At 58.7% G+C, this 18901-nt stretch carries 18 protein-coding genes, 1 tRNA gene, 1 rRNA gene and 1 riboswitch; of the genes, 10 read left to right on the forward strand and 10 right to left on the reverse strand.

Annotation, left to right across the window (positions count from 1 at the left end; all coding sequences use genetic code 11):
- The first annotated feature begins 17 nt into the window (after positions 1-17).
- The gene (locus HW450_RS03770; protein WP_182386678.1) at positions 18-1775 is read left to right on the forward strand and encodes a chorismate-binding protein; all 1758 of its coding nucleotides are present in this window, start codon (positions 18-20) and stop codon (positions 1773-1775) included.
- On the forward strand, positions 1772-2371 hold the full coding sequence (locus HW450_RS03775; protein ID WP_182386679.1) for an aminotransferase class IV: 600 nt from the start codon (positions 1772-1774) through the stop codon (positions 2369-2371). Before HW450_RS03770 ends, HW450_RS03775 begins: the two co-directional genes overlap by 4 nt.
- A 12-nt stretch (positions 2372-2383) precedes the next feature.
- Here HW450_RS03775 and HW450_RS03780 read toward each other — a convergent pair whose 3' ends face one another.
- Positions 2384-3052: a DUF3027 domain-containing protein gene (locus HW450_RS03780; protein WP_232843318.1), complete on the reverse strand. Its 669-nt coding sequence runs from the start codon at positions 3050-3052 to the stop codon at positions 2384-2386.
- 36 nt (positions 3053-3088) lie between these two features.
- On the opposite strand from HW450_RS03780, the gene HW450_RS03785 reads away from it, so the two are divergent.
- On the forward strand, positions 3089-3835 hold the full coding sequence (locus tag HW450_RS03785) for a glutaminyl-peptide cyclotransferase (protein ID WP_182386680.1): 747 nt from the start codon (positions 3089-3091) through the stop codon (positions 3833-3835).
- Between the two features lie 15 nt (positions 3836-3850).
- Positions 3851-4342, forward strand: a complete 492-nt coding sequence (locus HW450_RS03790; RefSeq protein ID WP_182386681.1) for a DUF2771 domain-containing protein — start codon at positions 3851-3853, stop codon at positions 4340-4342.
- Here HW450_RS03790 and HW450_RS03795 read toward each other — a convergent pair.
- Complete coding sequence (locus tag HW450_RS03795) at positions 4339-4722, reverse strand: cold-shock protein (protein WP_182386682.1); 384 nt, start codon at positions 4720-4722, stop codon at positions 4339-4341. The genes HW450_RS03790 and HW450_RS03795 overlap by 4 nt on opposite strands.
- Before the next feature lie 363 nt (positions 4723-5085).
- Positions 5086-5230, forward strand: a riboswitch (cyclic di-AMP (ydaO/yuaA leader).
- Positions 5231-5239: 9 nt separating this feature from the next.
- On the opposite strand from HW450_RS03795, the gene HW450_RS03800 reads away from it, so the two are divergent.
- The 3 genes from HW450_RS03800 to HW450_RS03810 all read left to right on the forward strand — a co-directional run bounded on the left by HW450_RS03800 (position 5240) and on the right by HW450_RS03810 (position 8189).
- Positions 5240-5824 carry a resuscitation-promoting factor Rpf1 domain-containing protein gene (locus HW450_RS03800; RefSeq protein WP_182386683.1) on the forward strand — a complete coding sequence of 195 codons (585 nt, stop codon included), beginning with the start codon at positions 5240-5242 and terminating at the stop codon, positions 5822-5824.
- 400 nt (positions 5825-6224) lie between these two features.
- Positions 6225-6569 carry a DUF485 domain-containing protein gene (locus tag HW450_RS03805; RefSeq protein ID WP_182386684.1) on the forward strand — a complete coding sequence of 115 codons (345 nt, stop codon included), beginning with the start codon at positions 6225-6227 and terminating at the stop codon, positions 6567-6569.
- Entirely contained in the window at positions 6570-8189 is a 1620-nt protein-coding gene (locus HW450_RS03810; RefSeq protein WP_182386685.1) for a solute symporter family protein, read from the forward strand.
- 478 nt (positions 8190-8667) lie between these two features.
- Here the strand turns inward: HW450_RS03810 and HW450_RS03815 are convergent, their stop codons facing one another.
- The gene (locus tag HW450_RS03815) at positions 8668-8862 is read right to left on the reverse strand and encodes a hypothetical protein (protein WP_182386686.1); all 195 of its coding nucleotides are present in this window, start codon (positions 8860-8862) and stop codon (positions 8668-8670) included.
- 63 nt (positions 8863-8925) lie between these two features.
- On the opposite strand from HW450_RS03815, the gene HW450_RS03820 reads away from it, so the two are divergent.
- From HW450_RS03820 to HW450_RS03830, 3 genes are read left to right on the forward strand one after another with little or no spacing between them, the layout of a single operon-like run.
- The gene (locus HW450_RS03820) at positions 8926-11139 is read left to right on the forward strand and encodes a helicase-associated domain-containing protein (RefSeq protein WP_182386687.1); all 2214 of its coding nucleotides are present in this window, start codon (positions 8926-8928) and stop codon (positions 11137-11139) included.
- A gap of 57 nt (positions 11140-11196) precedes the next feature.
- On the forward strand, positions 11197-12816 hold the full coding sequence (locus HW450_RS03825; protein ID WP_407926295.1) for a DNA repair helicase XPB: 1620 nt from the start codon (positions 11197-11199) through the stop codon (positions 12814-12816).
- 10 nt (positions 12817-12826) lie between these two features.
- On the forward strand, positions 12827-13468 hold the full coding sequence (locus HW450_RS03830) for a DUF3239 domain-containing protein (RefSeq protein WP_182386689.1): 642 nt from the start codon (positions 12827-12829) through the stop codon (positions 13466-13468).
- Here the strand turns inward: HW450_RS03830 and HW450_RS03835 are convergent.
- The 7 genes from HW450_RS03835 to rrf all read right to left on the reverse strand — a co-directional run bounded on the left by HW450_RS03835 (position 13465) and on the right by rrf (position 18833).
- The gene (locus HW450_RS03835; RefSeq protein WP_182386690.1) at positions 13465-13887 is read right to left on the reverse strand and encodes a DUF2871 domain-containing protein; all 423 of its coding nucleotides are present in this window, start codon (positions 13885-13887) and stop codon (positions 13465-13467) included. The two genes, HW450_RS03830 and HW450_RS03835, sit on opposite strands and share 4 nt — an antisense overlap.
- A 63-nt stretch (positions 13888-13950) precedes the next feature.
- The gene (locus tag HW450_RS03840) at positions 13951-14634 is read right to left on the reverse strand and encodes an ABC transporter ATP-binding protein (protein ID WP_232843319.1); all 684 of its coding nucleotides are present in this window, start codon (positions 14632-14634) and stop codon (positions 13951-13953) included.
- 77 nt (positions 14635-14711) lie between these two features.
- Positions 14712-15638, reverse strand: a complete 927-nt coding sequence (locus HW450_RS03845; protein ID WP_232843320.1) for a FecCD family ABC transporter permease — start codon at positions 15636-15638, stop codon at positions 14712-14714.
- 137 nt (positions 15639-15775) lie between these two features.
- A complete protein-coding gene (locus HW450_RS03850; RefSeq protein ID WP_182386692.1) occupies positions 15776-16954 on the reverse strand; it encodes an ABC transporter substrate-binding protein in 1179 nt (392 codons plus the stop codon).
- A 17-nt stretch (positions 16955-16971) separates the two neighbouring features.
- Positions 16972-18390 carry an MATE family efflux transporter gene (locus HW450_RS03855; protein WP_232843321.1) on the reverse strand — a complete coding sequence of 473 codons (1419 nt, stop codon included), beginning with the start codon at positions 18388-18390 and terminating at the stop codon, positions 16972-16974.
- Positions 18391-18576: 186 nt separating this feature from the next.
- Positions 18577-18649 (reverse strand) — tRNA-Ala (locus HW450_RS03860).
- A gap of 66 nt (positions 18650-18715) precedes the next feature.
- Positions 18716-18833: ribosomal RNA gene (gene rrf, locus HW450_RS03865) — 5S ribosomal RNA — on the reverse strand.
- Between the last annotated feature and the right edge of the window lie 68 nt (positions 18834-18901).

Here is an 18901-nt window from a genome sequence, read left to right on the forward strand (position 1 = left end):
GATGGGACCACCGCCACGTGACCAAGATCGCGCTCATTGATAACCATGATTCATTTACGCACCTACTCGCTGATTTGATTTTCCGCGCAGTAGGGATAGCGCCCACGATCGTGCCCAATGACGCTCCCCTCCCCGACGCCGACCTCTACATCATCTCGCCGGGCCCGGGCCACCCCGCACATCCAGCGGATATTGGCACCTCGGCCGAGGCGATCCGCAGCGACACCCCCGTGATTGGGGTGTGCCTCGGGCACCAGGCGATCGCCCTGCACGCCGGCTGCACTGTGACTCGCGCGCAGCATCCGCGCCACGGCCTAGAAAGCCAGGTACATCACGACGGCACCGGGATTTTCGCCGGGATCCCCTCCCCTTTCCAGGTGATCCGCTACCACTCGCTCGAAGTCACCGACCCGACCGGCGTCGAAGTGCTAGCGACCGCGGAAGACGGCACGATTATGGCTCTCCGGCGCGTCGGCAAGCAGCAGTGGGGCGTGCAGTTCCACCCCGAGTCGATCGGCACCGGGCACGGTGAGCGGCTGATGCGCCAGCTTATCGACGCCACCGGCGCCCTCCCCACCTGGCACCGCCGCGCCACCGACCTGATGAGCCCCGCCGCGCTTGTCGACGCCTGGCGCACCGAATACCCCTACCTGTGCTGGCTCGATACCGCGACAGGCGACGGCATGCACCTTATTGGCGCAGGCCACCGGCTCGTTGCGCCAGACGATGTTCCACACGGCTTGCTGAGCCTCGACTCCGATCCCGCTCCGGTGGACTTCGTGCCCGGCGCGCTCGGTGTGCTGCCCTACGAGGCGACGGGTGGCAGTGACGGTGGGCCGTATGCGGCAGGTGAGCTGCTCGTTCCGGAGGTGGTGTACCAGGTGTGCGGCGAGCAGGCGTGGCTGCTGTCCCAGCGCGATGTGCAGCTGCCTGAGTTGCGGGAGCCGGAGCCAGGGACGTTCTCCGGTGAGATCACCCTCAAGCACGCAAAAGACGAGTACGTGGGGCTGGTTCAGCGGTGCCAGGAGGCCATCGCGGCTGGCGATTCCTACGAGTTGTGTCTAACCACGGTGGCGTCGGCGCGCTGCGAGGCCGATCCACTGAAGCTTTATCTGCGCCTGCGGGAGCAGTCTCCGTCCCCAATGGCAGGGTTGTTCTTGGGCGAGGTCAACGTGCTTTCTGCGTCGCCGGAGCGGTTCCTGTCCATCCACAATGGCGTGGTGGCGGCGTCACCCATTAAAGGCACGAGGCCACGCGGGCATGACGACGCCGCCCTCATCAAAGATCTGGAAGCCAGCGTGAAGGATCGGGCGGAAAACCTCATGATCGTGGATTTGCTGCGCAATGACCTGGCTCGTTCCTGCGAACCTGCCAGCATCGCGGTGCCGGAGCTGTGCCAGGTGTACACGTTTTCCCGCGCCCACCAGATGATTTCCACGATCACTGGGACGGTACGCGCCGGGGTGAGTCCCATGTCGGTGGTGCGGGCAGCGTTTCCGGGCGGCTCCATGACGGGCGCGCCGAAACAGCGCTCCATGGACATCTTGGCCTCACTGGAAGCTCAGCCACGCGGTTTTTACTCCGGCTGCATGGGGTATGTGTCCGCCACTGGCGACGCCGATTTTTCCATCCTGATCCGCACTGTGGTGCAGCGCGGTGACCTGCTTACATACGGTGCCGGCGGCGCAGTAACGGCGCTGAGTGACCCGGCAGAAGAATACGAAGAAGTGCTGGTGAAGATGGAGCCCTTCCGGGTGCTGCTGGGGCAACAATGACGGTGACGAGTTTCCGGATGGTTGGAGGCCGGGTCCGTGGCCTGGAGCTGCATTGGCGTCGGCTCGGGCTGTCTCCGCAGGTGCAGCGCGAGGTGCGGAAGCAGTTGCGTGGGTTCGGGCCGGACCCATGCTTTCCTCTAGTCAGGTCTACCGGCGAGGTGGAGTACCGTCCCGATCGCCCTATCAAGGATCTGATTAGCGTGGATCCGGTTCCGCACCTTGATCAGCGGAGCAACCCCACCTGCAAGGGACCGGATCTTGATTGGCTAGCTGGGACAATATCGACATCCCAGTCCCGGGGCTACGACGAAGGGCTCCTCGTTGATGGCGATGGCTTCCTGGTGGAAGGCATCTTCTCCGCATTGATCGTGTTCACACCTTCCGGCCCGGTAGTTCCGGCACACCCCCGTCAGCTGGGATCGACGACGCTGCAGCAGGTCACCGAGTTTTTCGGCGGACTTCCCACCCGACAGCTTCGCCCGGAGGGGCATCCGATGTGGCTGCTCAACGCGTTTTCCGGGGTGCGCACCACCTCCGCCGAGTACCCGGTGGACGAGATCAATGCGTGGCTGTGGGCGCGGGCGGATCTGGTTTAGAAGCGCTGTTCTTTAGAAGCGCTCGTCGTCGAAGGGGGTGTGCTCCTGTGCAGCGAGGTTTTTCGCAGGTGGGGTCTCCGAGTGGGCGCCGCATCCGTAGGAAGCGTGCACGATGTGGCCGTCATCGGCGAATTCGTTAAAGCACACGCCGAAGAACTTTCCGATCTGGTCCACCTGCACGTAGAAGGCGCAGGTTTCGCATTTGAGCGGGGATAGTTCGGCGCTTTCGGTGGTGGGCCCGTAGGCGTCCTGCCAGCGTTTGAGGGCGCCTTGAAATCCGATCTTGGTCAGGGTGTGCCCGCGGTCTGTTTCTTCCAGACGTTCATCGTCGGCACGAGGCGGGATGTACAGGCCGGGTTGAAGGTCGCCGGGTTGGACGCGATCTTCGTAAGGCACCCAGTCGGGAGCTTGCAGAGCGTCGCGGCCCGCCATGAGGGCAACTTCGTTGACGGTGACGAAGCGTGATCCTTCCGCGCATGCCAGAACGACGTTCCATTCCCAGCCACGATAACCGGGAACATCGGCCTCAAAATGATGCGCGACAGCGTTTTTGGAGAGCACGGTGACTCCGGTGTGTTCTCCGACGCCATCCTCCCCCATATCGGTGATGGCGCGGCGTGCGATTCCGATTGCTCGGGTGTCAAAAAGCGGTCCTCGGCGTCGTCTCTTAGCTGTTCCCACACCCCCATTATGGCTGATGGGGCAAAATAGGAATCTATGAGATCCGCATTTGTCGCCGCGCTGGCCGTGTTACCCCTCGTTGTGAGCTGTTCGAGCGAGCCGAAGCAACTTACGGTGGAGATCGTGGCGACTCACCCCGGGGACCCCACTGCGTTTACCCAGGGCTTAGAGGTATCCCGGTCTAACCCGCAGGAGTTGCTCGTGGGGACCGGGTGGTACGGCGAAAGCCGGATCCTGCGTCGCACCGTAGATGGGCGGGAGCTCGCCAGCCAACCATTGTTACCGCAGGAGTTTGGGGAGGGCATCACCCAGCACGGCGACGAGGTCTGGCAGCTGACCTGGCAAAATGGCACCGCTTATCGACGGCACTCCCACACTTTCGAGGTCACCGACCAGGCAACGTTTGACGGCGAAGGGTGGGGGCTATGTTCCTTCGACGATGCACTGATCATGTCCGATGGCACCAGCTCGTTGCGCGTACTGGCCCCGGAGACCTTTGCGGAAAAGGAGCGCGTGGATACGGGCGTCGACAAGCTCAATGAGCTCGAATGCGTGGGGGACGCCATCTACGCCAACCGTTTCCTCACCACCGACATCTATAAGTTTGATCGAAAGGGCCACGTCACAGCCATTATTGATGCCTCCGGGCTACCGAACAACGCGGCGCCGGATTCCAATAATGTCTTGAACGGCATCGCGCACATCCCCGGCACAGATCGGTTCTACCTCACCGGAAAGAGGTGGCCTGACATCTATGAGGTTCGGTTTGTCGAGAAGAATTAACTAGCATTAAGCACCATGGCGAGCACTCGTAAACGCAACCTCACCCAGTTCCTCATCTTGATCGTCGCTGTCGTCGTGGTGGTGGCTGGTTCCATCGCATTCCAGAAATGGTGGAACAATCGGCCGGGCCCAGAACCTGCGACCGTCACGATTAAGGCGAATGGCCAGGACATTAGCCCCTACATGGTGTGCGAACCGGGACTGGAATGCCCCGAAGGCGAGGTCCCATCCGTGACTGTGGGGCCGGATGACACCTTGAAGATCGAGGTTCCGAAAGAAATCTACGACCACGACTGGTCCGTACTGAAGATCTACGACGATCCAGCGTTCAATGATCAAAGCTTCTTCAAAGGCCACGAAGCCAAGGACGTGGAGATTAAGGGCTCCGCAGACGCAGAACCTCGACCACGATTGGTCGTGGTCGAGGTCTCTACAGTATTAATTGGTCACGATGCGAAAGGTGTGGAAACCCCTTACACCGTGGTCTGGTCAGTACATACGTCCTAAGCATCCAGTTCTTTAGCCACCGCCCGCAGGATTTCCGCCACCTGGCGGCCTTCCTTGCGGTCCGGGTAACGACCAGCCTGGAGTGGCCCCTGCACGCTTTCCAGCAGGGTCATCATGTCGGAAATCATCGATGCGAGTTGCTCAGGCTTGTACTTGTGGATTGGTTTGCGGCCAGGGGCGTCATCAAGCACCTTCACGCGCAGGGCCTGTGGCCCACGACGGCCGGCAGCAAAATCGAAATCTAAGCGCTGACCGGGGTACAGTTCAGTGACACCCTTCGGCAGCACCTGGCGGTTAACGTAAACGTCTTCATCACCCGGGTTAGACACAAATCCGAACCCGCGTTCGGCATCAAACCACTTCACTTTGCCAATAGGCATGTTCCATACCTCCGTGTTGTGCAGGATGTTAGGCGACCAAAATGTGGCCACTCGAGCGATTTAAGATAAAGACTAAAGTCTACCCTAGCCCGGTTCTGGTCAGGAAGTCGCCCCGGTCGCCGACTTCACAGCTACTACATTCCCCTAGGTGATCACCTTCACAACCGGCCATTTCCCCGCGATGTGCAGGCATTTTGTGTCCAAATTGAAACTTACAGCAATTTTTAAGGCTCAGAACGTGACTATTTCGTAATAAACCGGTACCGTTAAGTCTCAAGCACGGCGCTCGTTGACACCTACTCTATCGCCTAACCCTGTCTGAGAGTAGATGCAGCAAGCACATAGTCAGTGCAGTTTCAACATTGACCGTACAAACTTCATCAACAGACAGGGGCGGGGAACCCACAATGGGGATTTTCCCTAGGGGTGAAGCCGCTTCCCGCGGCCAGGCAATAATCCTCCGCCTGAACCCGACAGCTAACCTCGCAGGCGTTAAATGAGAGGAAAACAACTACTTATGGCACGTCACGCCGCTAAGTCTGCTTCTTTTGCAGCAAAGTTCGCCGCTTCCACCATTGCTTTCGGCACTGCAGCAACCCTGCTCGCCCCAACCGCTTCTGCAGCTTCTGACTCCGACTGGGACCGTCTCGCAGGCTGCGAAGCTGGCGGCAACTGGTCCATCAACACCGGCAACGGCTACCACGGTGGCCTGCAGTTCTCCCCTTCCACCTGGAACGCGAACGGCGGGCAGGAGTTTGCACCATATGCATACCAGGCAACCCGTGAGCAGCAGATCGTCGTCGCTGAGCGCGTGCTCGCCAGCCAGGGCTGGGGCGCATGGCCATCTTGCTCCGCCAAGCTGGGCCTGAACTCCGCACCAACCCCTCGCGCAACCCCAGCACCTGCAGCTGTTGCCTACGACGCACCAGTCACCCAGGCAGGTGCGCCAGCAGCTGACGCAACCTACGCTCAGATCGAAGCTTTCTTCGCCGCTCGTGGCCAGGAAGTTCCAGCTGAGGTCAAGGGCTTCTACAACGCCAATAAGGGCGCAGTTCAGTCCTTCCTCAACGCTAACCCAGCACAGGTTGCCACCAGCTCCTAAGACAGCGCCCTAGCCAGCTAACCGCCCGCCACCAAATTGGCTGGGCGGTTTTTTGCTATTTCTGAGGTGAAGTAACTGGGCTACGGACATCGTTAAGCCCGCATTTTCACCCCCTTTACAGGTCAAAAGTCGTTTCTCCCCCTGAACTAGCAATTTGTAACCTAGGCGACAAACAGCCGGCAAATCACCCTAGATCACCGTGGCGACTACCCCCACTATCACCTTTTCATTCTTCGCAAATCCCACATATACCCAAATCTTCACAAATTTGTGAAGATTGCTATTTACGGCAAATCACACCCGTGACCTGGAATGACGTGCATCACAAGTAAAAACTGTGTAGCGTCTCACATGATCTTCACAAAGGTGACAGACACCCCTTAACGCATTAGAGGTGAAAATGAAATCCGCAACTCCAACTCCTGAAGAGTTCCTCGCGGTCAGTGAGTCCGAGCAGTTTAACGAGCTCCGCGGCACTTTCCGGACGTTTGCCTTCCCGCTGTCCTTTGCATTCCTCGCATGGTTCCTCTTCTACATCGTCACAGCGACGTACGCCACCGACTTTGTCTCGCAGCGTGTGTACGGCGCCATCACCGTCGGCATGGTCCTCGGCCTGGCACAGTTCGCCACCACCGCCCTGGTGACCTGGATCTACGTCCGCTTCGCCGACAACAAGCTCGACCCAGCAACCGCCGCTCTTCGTGACACGATGACCGGCTCCTCCCCAGAAAGCGCGGTGGTCTAAATGAACTTCACCCTCGCAGCATCGGAATCCGTCTCCACCGGTAACCCGATCCTCAACATCTCCATCTTCATCCTGTTCATCGTGGTCACGATGGGCATCGTGGTCCGCGCTACCCGCCAGACCTCCCAGAAGGGTTCCGACTTCTACACCGGCGGCGCGTCCTTCTCCGGCTGGCAAAACGGCCTCGCTATCTCCGGCGACTACCTGTCCGCAGCAGCCTTCCTCGGCGTAACCGGCGCCATTGCGCTCGCAGGATACGACGGCTTCCTCTACTCCGTCGCCTTCCTCATCGCCCTCCTGGTGGCCATGGTCCTCGTGGCTGAGCCGCTGCGTAACACCGGCAAGTTCACCATGGCAGACGTGCTGTCCTTCCGTCTGCAGCAGAAGCCAGTCCGCATGGCCGCTGCTATCTCCACCCTCGCGATCTCCCTGTTCTACCTGATCGCGCAGATGGCTGGTGCAGGTGGCCTCGTGGCACTGCTCCTCGGCATTAACGGTAAGGCAGCTCAGGCCATCGTCGTCGCCATCGTCGGCGTGCTGATGATCGTCTACGTCCTGGTCGGTGGTATGAAGGGCACCACCTACGTCCAGATGATCAAGGCTGTCCTACTCGTTGGTGGCTCCATCATCATTACCCTGCTGACCTTCTTCGCCGTCAAGGGAGGTTTCAACGCTGTGCTCGAAGCTGCTGTAGCCAACCACCCTAAGGGCGACGCCATCCTCAACCCGGGCCTGAAGTACGGCAAGAACGAACTGACCAAGCTTGACTTCATCTCTCTCGGCCTCGCACTCGTCTTCGGTACCTCCGGTCTGCCGCACGTGTTGATGCGCTTCTACACCGTGCCAACCGCGAAGGAAGCACGCCGCTCCATCGTGTGGACCACCGCCATCGTGGCACTGTTCTTCCTCATGACCGTAGTCATGGGTTACGGCGCCGCGGCACTCGTCGGCCCTGAGCAGATCTCCGCAGCACCTGGTGGCGCAAACTCCGCAGTCCTCCTGCTGTCCTCCAAGGTCGGTGGCACCATCTTCATGGCCTGCATCTCCGCAGTCGCATTCGCCACCATCCTCGCCGTCGTGGCTGGCCTGGCGATCACCGCCTCCGCGTCCGTGGCCCACGACATCTACAACTCCGTCCTCCGCGATGGCAAGGCCACCGAAGAAGAGCAGGTCCGCGTTTCCCGCATCACTGTTATCGTCATCGGCATCCTCGCCATCGTCATGGGCATCGGCGCTATGGGGCAGAACATCGCCTTCCTGGTGGCACTCGCCTTCGGCATCGCAGCAGCAGCGAACCTGCCAACCATCCTGTACTCCCTGTACTGGAAGAAGTTCAACACCACCGGCGCGCTGTTCTCCATCTACGGTGGCCTGCTGACCTCGATCGTCCTGATCATCTTCTCCCCAGCAGTTTCCGGCGCCCCAACCTCGATGATCCCCGGCGCAGACTTCGCATGGTTCCCGCTGACCAACCCGTCGATCATCGCAATCCCAACCGGATTCATCTTGGGCATCATCGGCACCCTGATCGGCAAGCCAGACAACTTCCCGCTCAAGCGAGCTGAGATGGAAGTCCGCTCCCTCACCGGTATCGGTGTGGAGAAGGCTATCGCTCACTAACCCTAGGTTCGCATGATCCCCCTGGCAGGGTGTGAACTGCTCCCCATTAGTTGGAATGAAATAATCAGTTTCTAACTAATGGCGAGCAGTGCTTTGAGAGCACGACGTTCTCTAAGCACACTGCAGTGTTTGAACAAGGCGTGGGATACAGATCAGCGGTGTTGCTTATATCCCGTGCGACTCCTTGCACACCAGCTCGCGCTTCACCGCAGACTATAACTTTAAGACAAACGAAGCTGTCGATCGCTTCCTTACTGCCAAGTCCTAGATGGCAATCCCCGGGGAGCATAACCCGGGTCTCGGAGCAAAAACACCCAAATAGCAAATCTACAGCAACAAAATGGCCCGAGATCCGAGTTTTGCTTCCCGGGTTTCACAGAAAAAGCATCACCCTAAACCCTTAAACCCTAAAACCTCCAACAAACAAAAACTACAGGCCCGTCAGCCGAAGCTGCGGGCCTGTAGTGCAGTAATGTACTTACTTGTTAATGCGGGTGTATGGGTGAACGTAACCGATCTTCTCTGCTGGAAGTGGGAATGGCATTTCGTCGCCGTAAGGGCTGGACGCCCCAGCCAGACGAGAAACCAATTCCGTAACAGGGTGATCGCTGGTTCCCGGGATGTGCTCTGGCCAGCCCGGATCGACGTAGCTATTCTTCTCGATTTTTGCCATGTGTCTATTGTTTCAAACCTTGGGCGAAAAAGTCACTTCTCGGGGCGTTAAACTTGGTCAATCATGAAAAAACTTAACCCCCACTCCACCAAGTCCTTGTGTTTTCGGGATTGGTTGGCCTCGTTGTCCGATGAACAGTTGTCGGTTTTGCTGCGGTTACGGCCGGACACTGTGTTACCTCTCCCACCCGGAATCGGGTCGCTAGCTGCGCGTTTGCAGCTGCGGGCGTCGGTAAGCAGGGCGTTGCAGGCGCTCAATACCACTGATCTGCTGGTGTTGGAGGCTGTGGCCGAGCTTGGTGGGGAGCTCACACCCGTTGCTGCCCCCGAAGTGGTGGAGCTTATCGGTGGGCGCACGACCGATGCGCCCTCGTCCGACGATGTACTGGCATCGGTGGCGAAGCTGACGTCATATGGCTTGTTGTTTGGCCACGACTCTCTCCGGGTGGTGCAGGAGGCCCTGCCCGCGCTTCCGTCCGGGTGGCAGCTGCTCCCGGATCCCGAGGGGCCACCGGAAGATCTCGCGGAAGTGCTAAGTGACCTCCCCCAGCGGGCAATGAAGATTTTGACTACGTTGGCCCAGTCCGGTGGCACGGGAGTGACGAAGGATGCTGCGTTCGATGCGGACCCGGAACGCCCGATTCCACGGCTCATTTCCCAGGGGTTGCTGCATCGGGTGGATGAGTCGACAGTGAAGCTGCCCCAAGCGGTACGACGCGAATTGCTGGGCCAGCAGCAGCTACCGCTGGCATGTCCTCCCGTAGTTGCTGAAGGCGATGATGCGCTCGCCGTGGCGGACCAGGCGGGGATCTCCGCGGGGCTTGAGGTGTGTCGCCTCATGAGGCTGCTGCTGCAGGACCTGGGGCAGCGTCCGGTCTCTACGCTCAAAGGGGGTGCGGTGGGCGTCCGGATGGTTTCCCGCTTGTCCAGAGCCCTAGAAATAAGTGAAGCTGACCTGGCGCGGCTGATGTGCCTGGCGGTATCGGCTGGGCTGGTCGCCCGCGGTGTCCCAGATCCACTCCCCGACGATGACGACGGCGGCGACTACTACGCCCCCACCCCGCGCGCCGACGAGTGGCTCGCGAGCCCACTCGATGAGCAGCTGCGCATCGTGTTAGATGGTTGGCGCACCAGCCCCTGGGCGCCGTGGCTGCTGGGGACAACGAAGGAAAAAACAAAAGTGCACCTGCTAGCCGCCCAGATGCACGACGAGCGCCTGGCACAACTACGCACGCAGCTTATCGACGCCCTATCCGCCCTTCCTCCCGGCGGAAAAGTATCGGACACCTGGGAATACTTCCGCTTCCTGCACCCCCTGAGCAGTTCGACACTGCCAGAAAGCATATTCAACCAGCTCTTTGAGGAGGCCCGGTGGATCGGCGCCGTGCACGACGGTGTGCTCACCAGCACAGTACGCACCGGCGACATTAAAGTGCCGGCTGCGGTGGAGCAGCTCATCATCCAGGCGGACATGACGATGCTCGCCCCTGGTCCGCTGACTCCGAAAGCTCAACAGTTCGTGGACCTCATCGCGGAGCTGGAGTCCTCCGGTCTCGCGAGCGTCTACCGAATCACGGAAGCGTCGCTCCGCACGGCACTCGATTCGGGGCTCACTGGCGCAGAGATTATGGAACGTCTCACTGCCCTGTCGGTGATGGAGCTGCCACAGTCGATCGGCTATCTGGTAGACGATGTCGCCCGCAAGCACGGCAGCCTGCGCGGCGGGCCCGCGATGAGCTACCTGCGCTGTGATGACCCGTCGCTTATTGTCCAAGCCGTGGCAGCGATCGGCGACACGGTGGCGCTTCGCGCGGTGGCTCCCACAGTCGCCATTGCGCAAGCGCCGCTGATACAAGTGATCAAGGCGTTGCGCGCCGCTGGTTTCCAGCCGATCGCCGAAGATGCCTTCGGTCTCAGCATCGACCTGGCCCCGGAGCCGTCGCGCGTCGCCCAGCCAGCTGCCCGCCCTGGTCCCACCACACTTGACCCAAGTCGCATCGAGGCGGCAGTCGCCGCTATCCGGCGCGGTGACACGGCAAAGGAGGCGGTGGCCACCGGGACGCGCGCCCCAGCCTCCGAAACCCTCAGCATCCTGCAGGCCGCTGCCCGCGGTGGCAAGACGGTGACGCTGGGCTTCGTCGATAAGCATGGCGTTGCGGTACACCGTGTGGTGCGCCCTGTCACCGTCGCTGCCGGGCTTGTCGACGCCATTGACACCACCACCGGAAGCGTCCACCGGTTCCAGGTCCACCGAATCACCGAGGTAATAGTGCAATAATGGTGGTTTGACTCTTATCGGCTTTAAGGAGTGTGCCCCGTGAACTTTGACGGCCCGATGATTGTCCAGTCGGATAAGACGATCCTGCTGGAAATCGACCACCCGAAGGCAACCGAAGCCCGCATCGCGCTAGCCCCGTTTGCTGAGCTGGAACGCGCCCCGGAGCACATTCACACCTACCGCATCACCCCGCTCGCGCTGTGGAATGCCCGCGCTGCTGGCCACGACGCTGAACAGGTCGTCCACATGCTGGAGACCTATTCGCGTTTCCCAGTACCCCAACCGCTGCTGGTGGATATCGCGGAGACCATGTCCCGTTATGGTCGAGTGAGGCTCCATAAACACCCAGCTCACGGACTGATCCTCGAGTCCGAGGAGCCAGCTATTTTGGCTGAGCTGCAGCGCCACAAGAAGATCAAGCCGATGCTCGGCGCCGTGATCGATGACGCCACGATCGTGGTGCCCCCTTCCGAACGCGGTCGCCTCAAGCAAGAGCTGCTGAAGGTGGGGTGGCCCGCAGAGGACCTGGCGGGCTACGTGGACGGTGAATCGCACCCCATCTCGCTGGTGGAAAAGGACTGGGCGTTGCGCGACTATCAGCAGATGGCCGCGGAATCCTTCTGGGAAGGCGGCTCCGGTGTGGTCGTGTTGCCGTGTGGCGCCGGTAAAACCATGGTGGGGGCAGCCGCGATGGCGCGAGCACAAGCCACGACGCTGATCTTGGTCACCAACACTGTGGCCGGCCGCCAGTGGCGCGATGAGCTGCTACGTCGCACCTCCCTCACTGAGAACGAGATCGGCGAATACTCCGGGGAGAAGAAGGAAATCCGCCCCGTCACCATCGCCACGTATCAGGTGGTGACGCGCAAAACTAAAGGCGAGTACCGGGCCCTGGAACTGTTTGATTCCCGAGACTGGGGCCTCATCATCTACGACGAGGTCCACCTGTTGCCGGCTCCGGTGTTCCGGATGACGTCGGATTTGCAGTCCCGGCGCCGGTTGGGGCTCACGGCAACTTTGGTGCGTGAGGACGGCCGGGAGGGCGACGTATTCTCCCTCATCGGCCCGAAGCGCTACGACGCACCATGGAAGGACCTGGAGGCCCAGGGATTTATCGCTACCGCCGAATGCACCGAGGTCCGTGTGACGATGTCCGAGGCAGAACGAATGACCTACGCGACGGCGGAACCGGCGGACCGTTACCGACTCGCGGCATCTGCCGCTGGGAAGATGACGGCCGTGCGAGCGATCTTGCGCAAACATGCAGGGGCACCGACGCTGATCATTGGCGCGTACGTTGACCAGTTGGAAGAGATCGGCGCCGAGCTGGATGTCCCGGTGGTGGAAGGCAAGACGTCCACCGCGAAGCGCGAGAAGCTATTTGAGGAGTTTCGCAGCGGCGCTCTGCGCACCTTGGTGGTGTCGAAGGTGGCCAACTTTTCCATTGACTTGCCCGAGGCTGCGGTCGCCATTCAAGTAGCGGGAACGTTCGGTTCCCGTCAGGAGGAGGCCCAGCGGCTAGGCCGGTTGCTTCGTCCGAAGGCAGACGGGGGCGAGGCCCACTTTTACACCGTTGTTAGTCGCGATACGCTTGATGCGGAATACGCAGCTCACCGCCAGCGTTTTCTTGCCGAACAGGGCTACGCCTACCGCATCATTGATGCGGAAGATCTTTAGAAGGACTCACATGCGCACGTTTTCTTTCCCCATCAACCCAGAGCACAATAAGCAGAACAATGAGTTTTCGCGTGATGCGGTCCGCCTGCAGATTTCCGCTGGTGTGTTCGGCTTGATCCTGGCCGTTATTGCATTCTTCGTGTTCCGCATCTCTGACGGCGCCATCTGGGGGCTCGCGGTGACCATTGGGCTCGCTGCCTTCGCGGCATTTTGTTTCCTGCTGATCTTCATCCTGCCGCGCCAGATGGGGTCGGCGCAGCAGATGTTTGATAGGTATCCGCTGGTCCCTGCTGTGGTCGCCGAGGTCGAGCCACGCGGCATGGTGCTGATGGCGCTTGTCGACGCCAATGCCTCCGAATCCGGTAAGCCTATCCCCGCCCTAGCCATCCGAAACATTTCGAATCTGCGGGGGCATGAGCGGGTCGTCGGCGAGCGGGTGCCTGCTGTCGCGGTATCGGGCCGACGCTCTGTCAGTTCCAAAGATCGCTGGGATGAGATCTCCCCTATGCCTATCGCCTGGGGCACCCCGGATATGGACGTGGTGAAAGAAGCGCAAAAGGCGATCCCAGAAAATGAATGGAATCGCCTTCACAAGTGCCTCGAGCGGCTGGACGACGTCAAAGCCAACCCGATGAACCTGCTGGTTCTTTAAACTGCACGCTTAAACTGTTTCGACTGCTTAGCAACAATCCGGAACAGCATGAAGATCGCTGCCGCCATGGTGATGTGGCTGAGGCCCGACACGCCCGAGAGCGCCGCCGAGTACTCACCACCCGGGTTCTGTACCTGCCAGATCCCCTTCACCACCATCATGGTGGTCATCCAGAGCAGGCCCACCACGTACGTGTAGAAGAACGGAGGGAAGAGTTTATGGTCCTCCAGGTTGAACACAGCGTTGAGAGCCATGAGCAGCAGGAAGAACATCATGCCCAGCACCAGGTAATGGGTGTGGAGGGTGGACAGTTGGGTCTGGCCCACGAAGTCCGATGCTCTGGTGAATTCCCTATAAAACACACCGGAGATCAGACCCAGGGTAGCGAACGAAGCAGCTGCGACAAATAACTTATTCATACTGTTAAGCCTAATCACGATTTAGACCATTGGCCTCAGACTTTAGTCTGATTTGTTGTCGGTTCACCACAGTGGGCGCGACGCTTCTACGGCCAAGCCACCATCACCTGTTTCGTACACTGTGGCTCGCACTCCGTAAACTTCTCGCAGCATGTCCTCGCTGATCACCTCCCGGGGTTTCCCGGCTGTGTACACCCCACCCCCTGCTAGTACCACCACTTGGTCGCAGAACCGTGCGGCATGACCTAAATCGTGAACGGTCATCACTACCGCCGAAGGAAGCTCCCGCGCGCAGGCCCGAATCTTCCCGAGCAGCATGAGTTGGTTCCGTAAATCCAGAGCGCTGGTCGGTTCATCAAGTAATAACACTGCAGGCCGACGAATCACCGCCTGGGCAAAGCTGACGAGCTGGCGTTGACCACCAGATAGCTGTGCCATGGTGCGCGAAGCGAACGCACCGAGGCCCAGCATCTCAATGGTTCGTTCGACGTCCAGACGCGCTGTGCGCCCCACGAGCAAGCCGGCGAACCCACTAAATGATTGCTGTCTGGCCAGTAGAACGCTTTCAAAGACAGTCAATGAACTAGCCGGTGGCGGATCTTGCGGTAGGTATAGGGTCTCTGCCGCGGCAATGTCACCGTTGTGTTTCTCAAGGCCTGCTATACAGCGCAACAGCGTCGATTTTCCGGCGCCATTGGGCCCAATGAGCGCGGTAACAGTTCCTGCCTGTATATCGGGCAAAGTCACATTCTCAAGTATCGGTGTGTGCCCGTTGCTTCCATAGGCAAACCCCACGCTACGCACTCTAAGAGCAGGTTCTTTGGTTAGGAGAGCCACTTTTTCCTCCTTTGAGCGGCGATGATGGTAACAAAAACGGGTACCCCCACGATGGCGGTGATGATGCCTACCGGGAGGATGACTCCTGGCTGAATGATTTTTGACACTGCTGATGCAGCCAGTAGCAGCAGCGATCCGGCCAGTGTGGCTGCGGTAAGGAAATAGCGTTGATCTTCGCCCACCAGCATGCGAGCGATGTGTGGCCCCACAAGGCCAATGAATCCGACTGTTCCTGCCATGGACACAGCAGTGGCTGCCATGAGAGAAACTACGACCAGCGTCGTAGCCCGCATTGTGTCCACTTTCACGCCCAGCGCTCTGGCGCGGTCGTCCCCCATTCGAAACGCTGTCAGCGCCCACGCGTTCCGATAGAAAAACAACAACCCCACCGTGATGACCACTGCGAGCAAAGCGATCTGATTCCAGGTTGCGCGCGTAAGGCTCCCCATCGTCCAGAAGATCACTTGCTCCAGCTGAGATTCAGATGCCAGGTATTGCATGAGAGCCAGCAGCGCATCGAAGAAGAATACGATAGCAATACCGACCAAAATCATGGCCTCAGCCCCAGCCCCCTTAAACCGGGAAAAAGTCAGGATGATCGCACAGGCAATCATCGCGAATACCCATGCGGTACCGGCCATCCCCAGCGCAGCTCCTATTCCGGTGGCCGTAACACCGGTGACCGTCGCTAATGCTGCACCGAAACCTGCGGCAGCGGAAACCCCTAGGGTATATGGTTCTGCAAGGGGGTTTCCGAGAATCGTCTGCATTTGTGATCCTGCGGCAGCCAGGGCGCCGCCTACAACAATCGCTGTGAGCGTCATAGGCAGACGAATATCGAAAACTATTTGTCGATCAATCGCACGCGAATTCTGCGGATGTGTGAGGGTGTATAGCACCTCGCTCGCGGGCATACTTCCTGCGCCGAGAAGGAAATCTGTTAATGCAATAACGCACAACGCTATGACCAGCCCGGTGATGATAAGAAACTTCCTGCGAGCGCTTCGGCTATACCATTGCGGTGTGTGTTCGGTCTGATCGACAGCGACGGTCATTGCAGCCCTGTCCAAAAGGTGCCGGAGGCTTCGATCGGAAGGAATTGTTCATGGAAATCACGAACTTCCTTTTCGATATCCACATCCGCAAATAATTCAGGATGCATCGCTTTGGCGAACATTTCTACCGCAAGGAAATTGTAGGGAGAATCGTAGAAATGGTGCCAGGTGGCAAAGGTTCTGTTGTTCTTTACCGCGTCGGTTTCTCGGACCGCAGGCTGCTTATCGACGACAGCGCGCAGGTCTGCGGCAGCCTTTCCAGGTGGCTCACTGTACCCGAGTGGCACATAAGAACCCGGTTTCACAGGGGTTTTCCCTTGCGCCCAATCTGCACCTGTTGCGAGGATGACCTGTGGATTCTTGCCGGCTACCGCTTCCGCGGAAACCGACCCCTGCTTAGCATTGATCATGTTATCTCCTAAGTTCTCTCCCCCGGCCAGCTCGACGAGTTGTGCCAGGTTGGATTGTGCAAAGGTAGAGCAGCAGTCAAAGTAGCCGGGTGCTCGCCAGAGGAAAGTTGGGGTACGTTCCGCCTGAGCTTTTTCTAGGCGCTCAGTTACCATTCCGACCTTTTGTTCGTAGTAGTCGATGAAAGCTGCTGCCTCTTTTTCTCGTCCCAGCACTTGCCCCATGAGGCGAACACTCGGCACCGTGTTTTTTACTGGATCGACAAAATAATCCACTGTTACCGTAGGAATTCCTGCTTTTTCTAAACCGTCGATGATCCCAGCGTCTTTTGCAGCATCAAATACTCCCACGCTCATAACAAACACGTCTGGTCGGGCTTCTAGAGCCTGTTCCAGGGATAGGGTGTTGTTGTACACCTCGCCGGTGGTGGCAATTTCCGTTATTTGGGGGAATTTTTCGGCGTAACGCTCGAAGGTAGAATTGTCATTTTCCTTCAAGTCCGCAGGCCATGCGACGATTTTGTCTATCGGATTGTCCTTATTCAGCAAGGCGGTGGTGTAAAGCAAACGTTGCCCGCCCATGAGCACTCGTTCGACCTTTTGTGGTATTTCTACCTCACGCCCCATCACATCAGTCACCACCTGCGTTGGCCCTTTCTGAATGTCATCTTCTGGGGTCGCGCTGGTGCAAGCGGTGATGACCGACAGTGCCAGGGTGAGCACTGCGGCGATTGCCAATCGCGTGTGCCGAATTGGGTTATGTGTCATATGTAATGCTCATCTTTCTATTTTTCTTCTTCGAGGAGTTTGTGGTTAGTGAGTAGCTGAAGCTTTCGCAGCAGAATGAATGTGGTCGTAGCGAAACCAAGGATGAGGCCTAACCACACCCCGTATCCTTGCCAACGAAGCCCAACGCCTAGCAACAGCAGCGCTGGTACGCCTACCACCCAGTAGCCCCAAACAGTGGCTTGGAGCCCTGACTTGGTGTCTTTCACACCGCGCAGGAGACCGACCAGCACGTTTTGTGTTCCTTTGCAAAATTGCTGTGCTACCGCCAGGTACAGCAAGAGCGTCGCTACCTGGAGTGTCTCTGACGGCGTGGCGCCCAGAAATGGCCACAGTACGTAGCGTCCTAGCGCCACCCACACCAGCCCGACCACGCCTAAGTAGGCCCAAACTGAATACAGCACGGTTTTCGACGTCGCCCATACCGCTGCTCGCCCTGTTGATGCAACCCGGCTTAGCAGCACGGATCCGCCGTGGGAGAACCCGATGCATACTTGATACACGATGTAGGCCAACTGATTTACTACGGTATGCGCCGCCAAAACCACTGGAGACAAAATGCCGAGCACAATCCCGGCAATAGTTGAAATGGCGGCTTCTGAGCCGTACGTCAGCGACACCGGAAACCCTAGTTTCAACAGCACCTTGATCGTGTCGGCATCTTCCCGACGGGGAAGCAAAGCTACATATTGTGCCAACAAGGTATCTCGGCGAATGAGGCGGAGAAAGGCGCTAAGAGTGAACACTTGCACTAATGTGGTGGAAAGTCCGATAGCAGCTACGGACAGTGCAGTGCCTCCGCCTAAGGTATGAGAGAGATACAGCAGCAAAAGGTTTAGTCCGGCATTAACTGCTATAGATACGAGGGTGACCGCCAGCAGCGAGCCGGGCCGACGCATACCGACGGCGAAATGCCGGAGTACATTGAACCACACCATCGGAAACAGTCCCGGAGCTAGCGAAGCAGCCATACCCAAAGTGATGGAAGCGACTGCTGAGTCCATAGGTAGCAATAGCAACGTACCTGCCAGTGCGAAGATGCACACCACCCCTACGGTGGCGGTCGCTGTTCCTACTGCAATTGAGCTACGAAGGACTTGCCGGAGGCTCCGCCCTCTGACTACTGGATCGTTGATTGCGTCTGCTTCTGCCACAAGGTTGCCGCAGGCCGTTACCATTCCGACGCACATGGTGCGGATCTGGTTGTATAGCTGCATTGCTAACCCACCACCGGCTATCGCCGTAACACCGAGGGGCCGAAGCATAATCACGTCTGTGGTGGTGAGGGCTACGCCTGCCAGTTGAACTCCCGCTATGGGCATAGCAAGGGAATAGACGTCGCGATAAGTCACCGGACGAACGTTCATGTTCGAATCACCCAAGAGAGTTCGGCAGGTAGTGAAAGTGATTTCATGCATACCTTGGAAGCTAGACAACAAACTAGACCACCGAATGGCAGACCTTAGGTTAGGCTACCCTTATTCCGGTCAGGGGTGGAAGGGTTATTAGGGATTTGCTATTGAACTCTTAACCTTTTTGGCCGGGTATGGGCATGAAAAAGGGGGTGTGTGCCGACAAAGATCGACACACACCCCCACCACAAGTGGAGCATAGGAGAATCGAACTCCTGACCTCCTGCTTGCAAAGCAGGTGCTCTACCAATTGAGCTAATGCCCCGAGGACACCTTCGGCCCCCACCCACGCACTGTGAGCAGAGGCCAAAGGCTATGTTTGAAGTTTTTAGGCCGGCAGTGACCTACTCTCCCACACCCTCCCAGGTGCAGTACCATCGGCGCAGCAAGGCTTAGCTTCCGGGTTCGGAATGGGACCGGGCGTTTCCCTCACGCTAACAACCACCGACACAAACAACAACACAAACACACACCGTGTGCTGCGTCAGACACTGCACAATGAACACGAACAACACTT

The organism is Corynebacterium hindlerae, from assembly GCF_014117265.1.
Lineage (GTDB): Bacteria > Actinomycetota > Actinomycetes > Mycobacteriales > Mycobacteriaceae > Corynebacterium > Corynebacterium hindlerae.

What these genes read in the sequence shown, in the direction of transcription:
- HW450_RS03775 (WP_182386679.1), top strand. Translation starts at nt 1,772, where the DNA reads ATGACGGTGACGAGTTTCCGGATGGTTGGAGGCCGGGTCCGTGGCCTG.
- HW450_RS03785 (WP_182386680.1), top strand. Translation starts at nt 3,089, where the DNA reads ATGAGATCCGCATTTGTCGCCGCGCTGGCCGTGTTACCCCTCGTTGTG.
- HW450_RS03790 (WP_182386681.1), top strand. Translation starts at nt 3,851, where the DNA reads ATGGCGAGCACTCGTAAACGCAACCTCACCCAGTTCCTCATCTTGATC.
- HW450_RS03795 (WP_182386682.1), bottom strand. Translation starts at nt 4,722, where the DNA reads ATGCCTATTGGCAAAGTGAAGTGGTTTGATGCCGAACGCGGGTTCGGA.
- HW450_RS03800 (WP_182386683.1), top strand. Translation starts at nt 5,240, where the DNA reads ATGGCACGTCACGCCGCTAAGTCTGCTTCTTTTGCAGCAAAGTTCGCC.
- HW450_RS03805 (WP_182386684.1), top strand. Translation starts at nt 6,225, where the DNA reads ATGAAATCCGCAACTCCAACTCCTGAAGAGTTCCTCGCGGTCAGTGAG.
- HW450_RS03810 (WP_182386685.1), top strand. Translation starts at nt 6,570, where the DNA reads ATGAACTTCACCCTCGCAGCATCGGAATCCGTCTCCACCGGTAACCCG.
- HW450_RS03815 (WP_182386686.1), bottom strand. Translation starts at nt 8,862, where the DNA reads ATGGCAAAAATCGAGAAGAATAGCTACGTCGATCCGGGCTGGCCAGAG.
- HW450_RS03820 (WP_182386687.1), top strand. Translation starts at nt 8,926, where the DNA reads ATGAAAAAACTTAACCCCCACTCCACCAAGTCCTTGTGTTTTCGGGAT.
- HW450_RS03825 (WP_407926295.1), top strand. Translation starts at nt 11,197, where the DNA reads ATGATTGTCCAGTCGGATAAGACGATCCTGCTGGAAATCGACCACCCG.
- HW450_RS03830 (WP_182386689.1), top strand. Translation starts at nt 12,827, where the DNA reads ATGCGCACGTTTTCTTTCCCCATCAACCCAGAGCACAATAAGCAGAAC.
- HW450_RS03835 (WP_182386690.1), bottom strand. Translation starts at nt 13,887, where the DNA reads ATGAATAAGTTATTTGTCGCAGCTGCTTCGTTCGCTACCCTGGGTCTG.
- HW450_RS03845 (WP_232843320.1), bottom strand. Translation starts at nt 15,638, where the DNA reads ATGCCCGCGAGCGAGGTGCTATACACCCTCACACATCCGCAGAATTCG.
- HW450_RS03850 (WP_182386692.1), bottom strand. Translation starts at nt 16,954, where the DNA reads ATGACACATAACCCAATTCGGCACACGCGATTGGCAATCGCCGCAGTG.
- HW450_RS03855 (WP_232843321.1), bottom strand. Translation starts at nt 18,390, where the DNA reads ATGCATGAAATCACTTTCACTACCTGCCGAACTCTCTTGGGTGATTCG.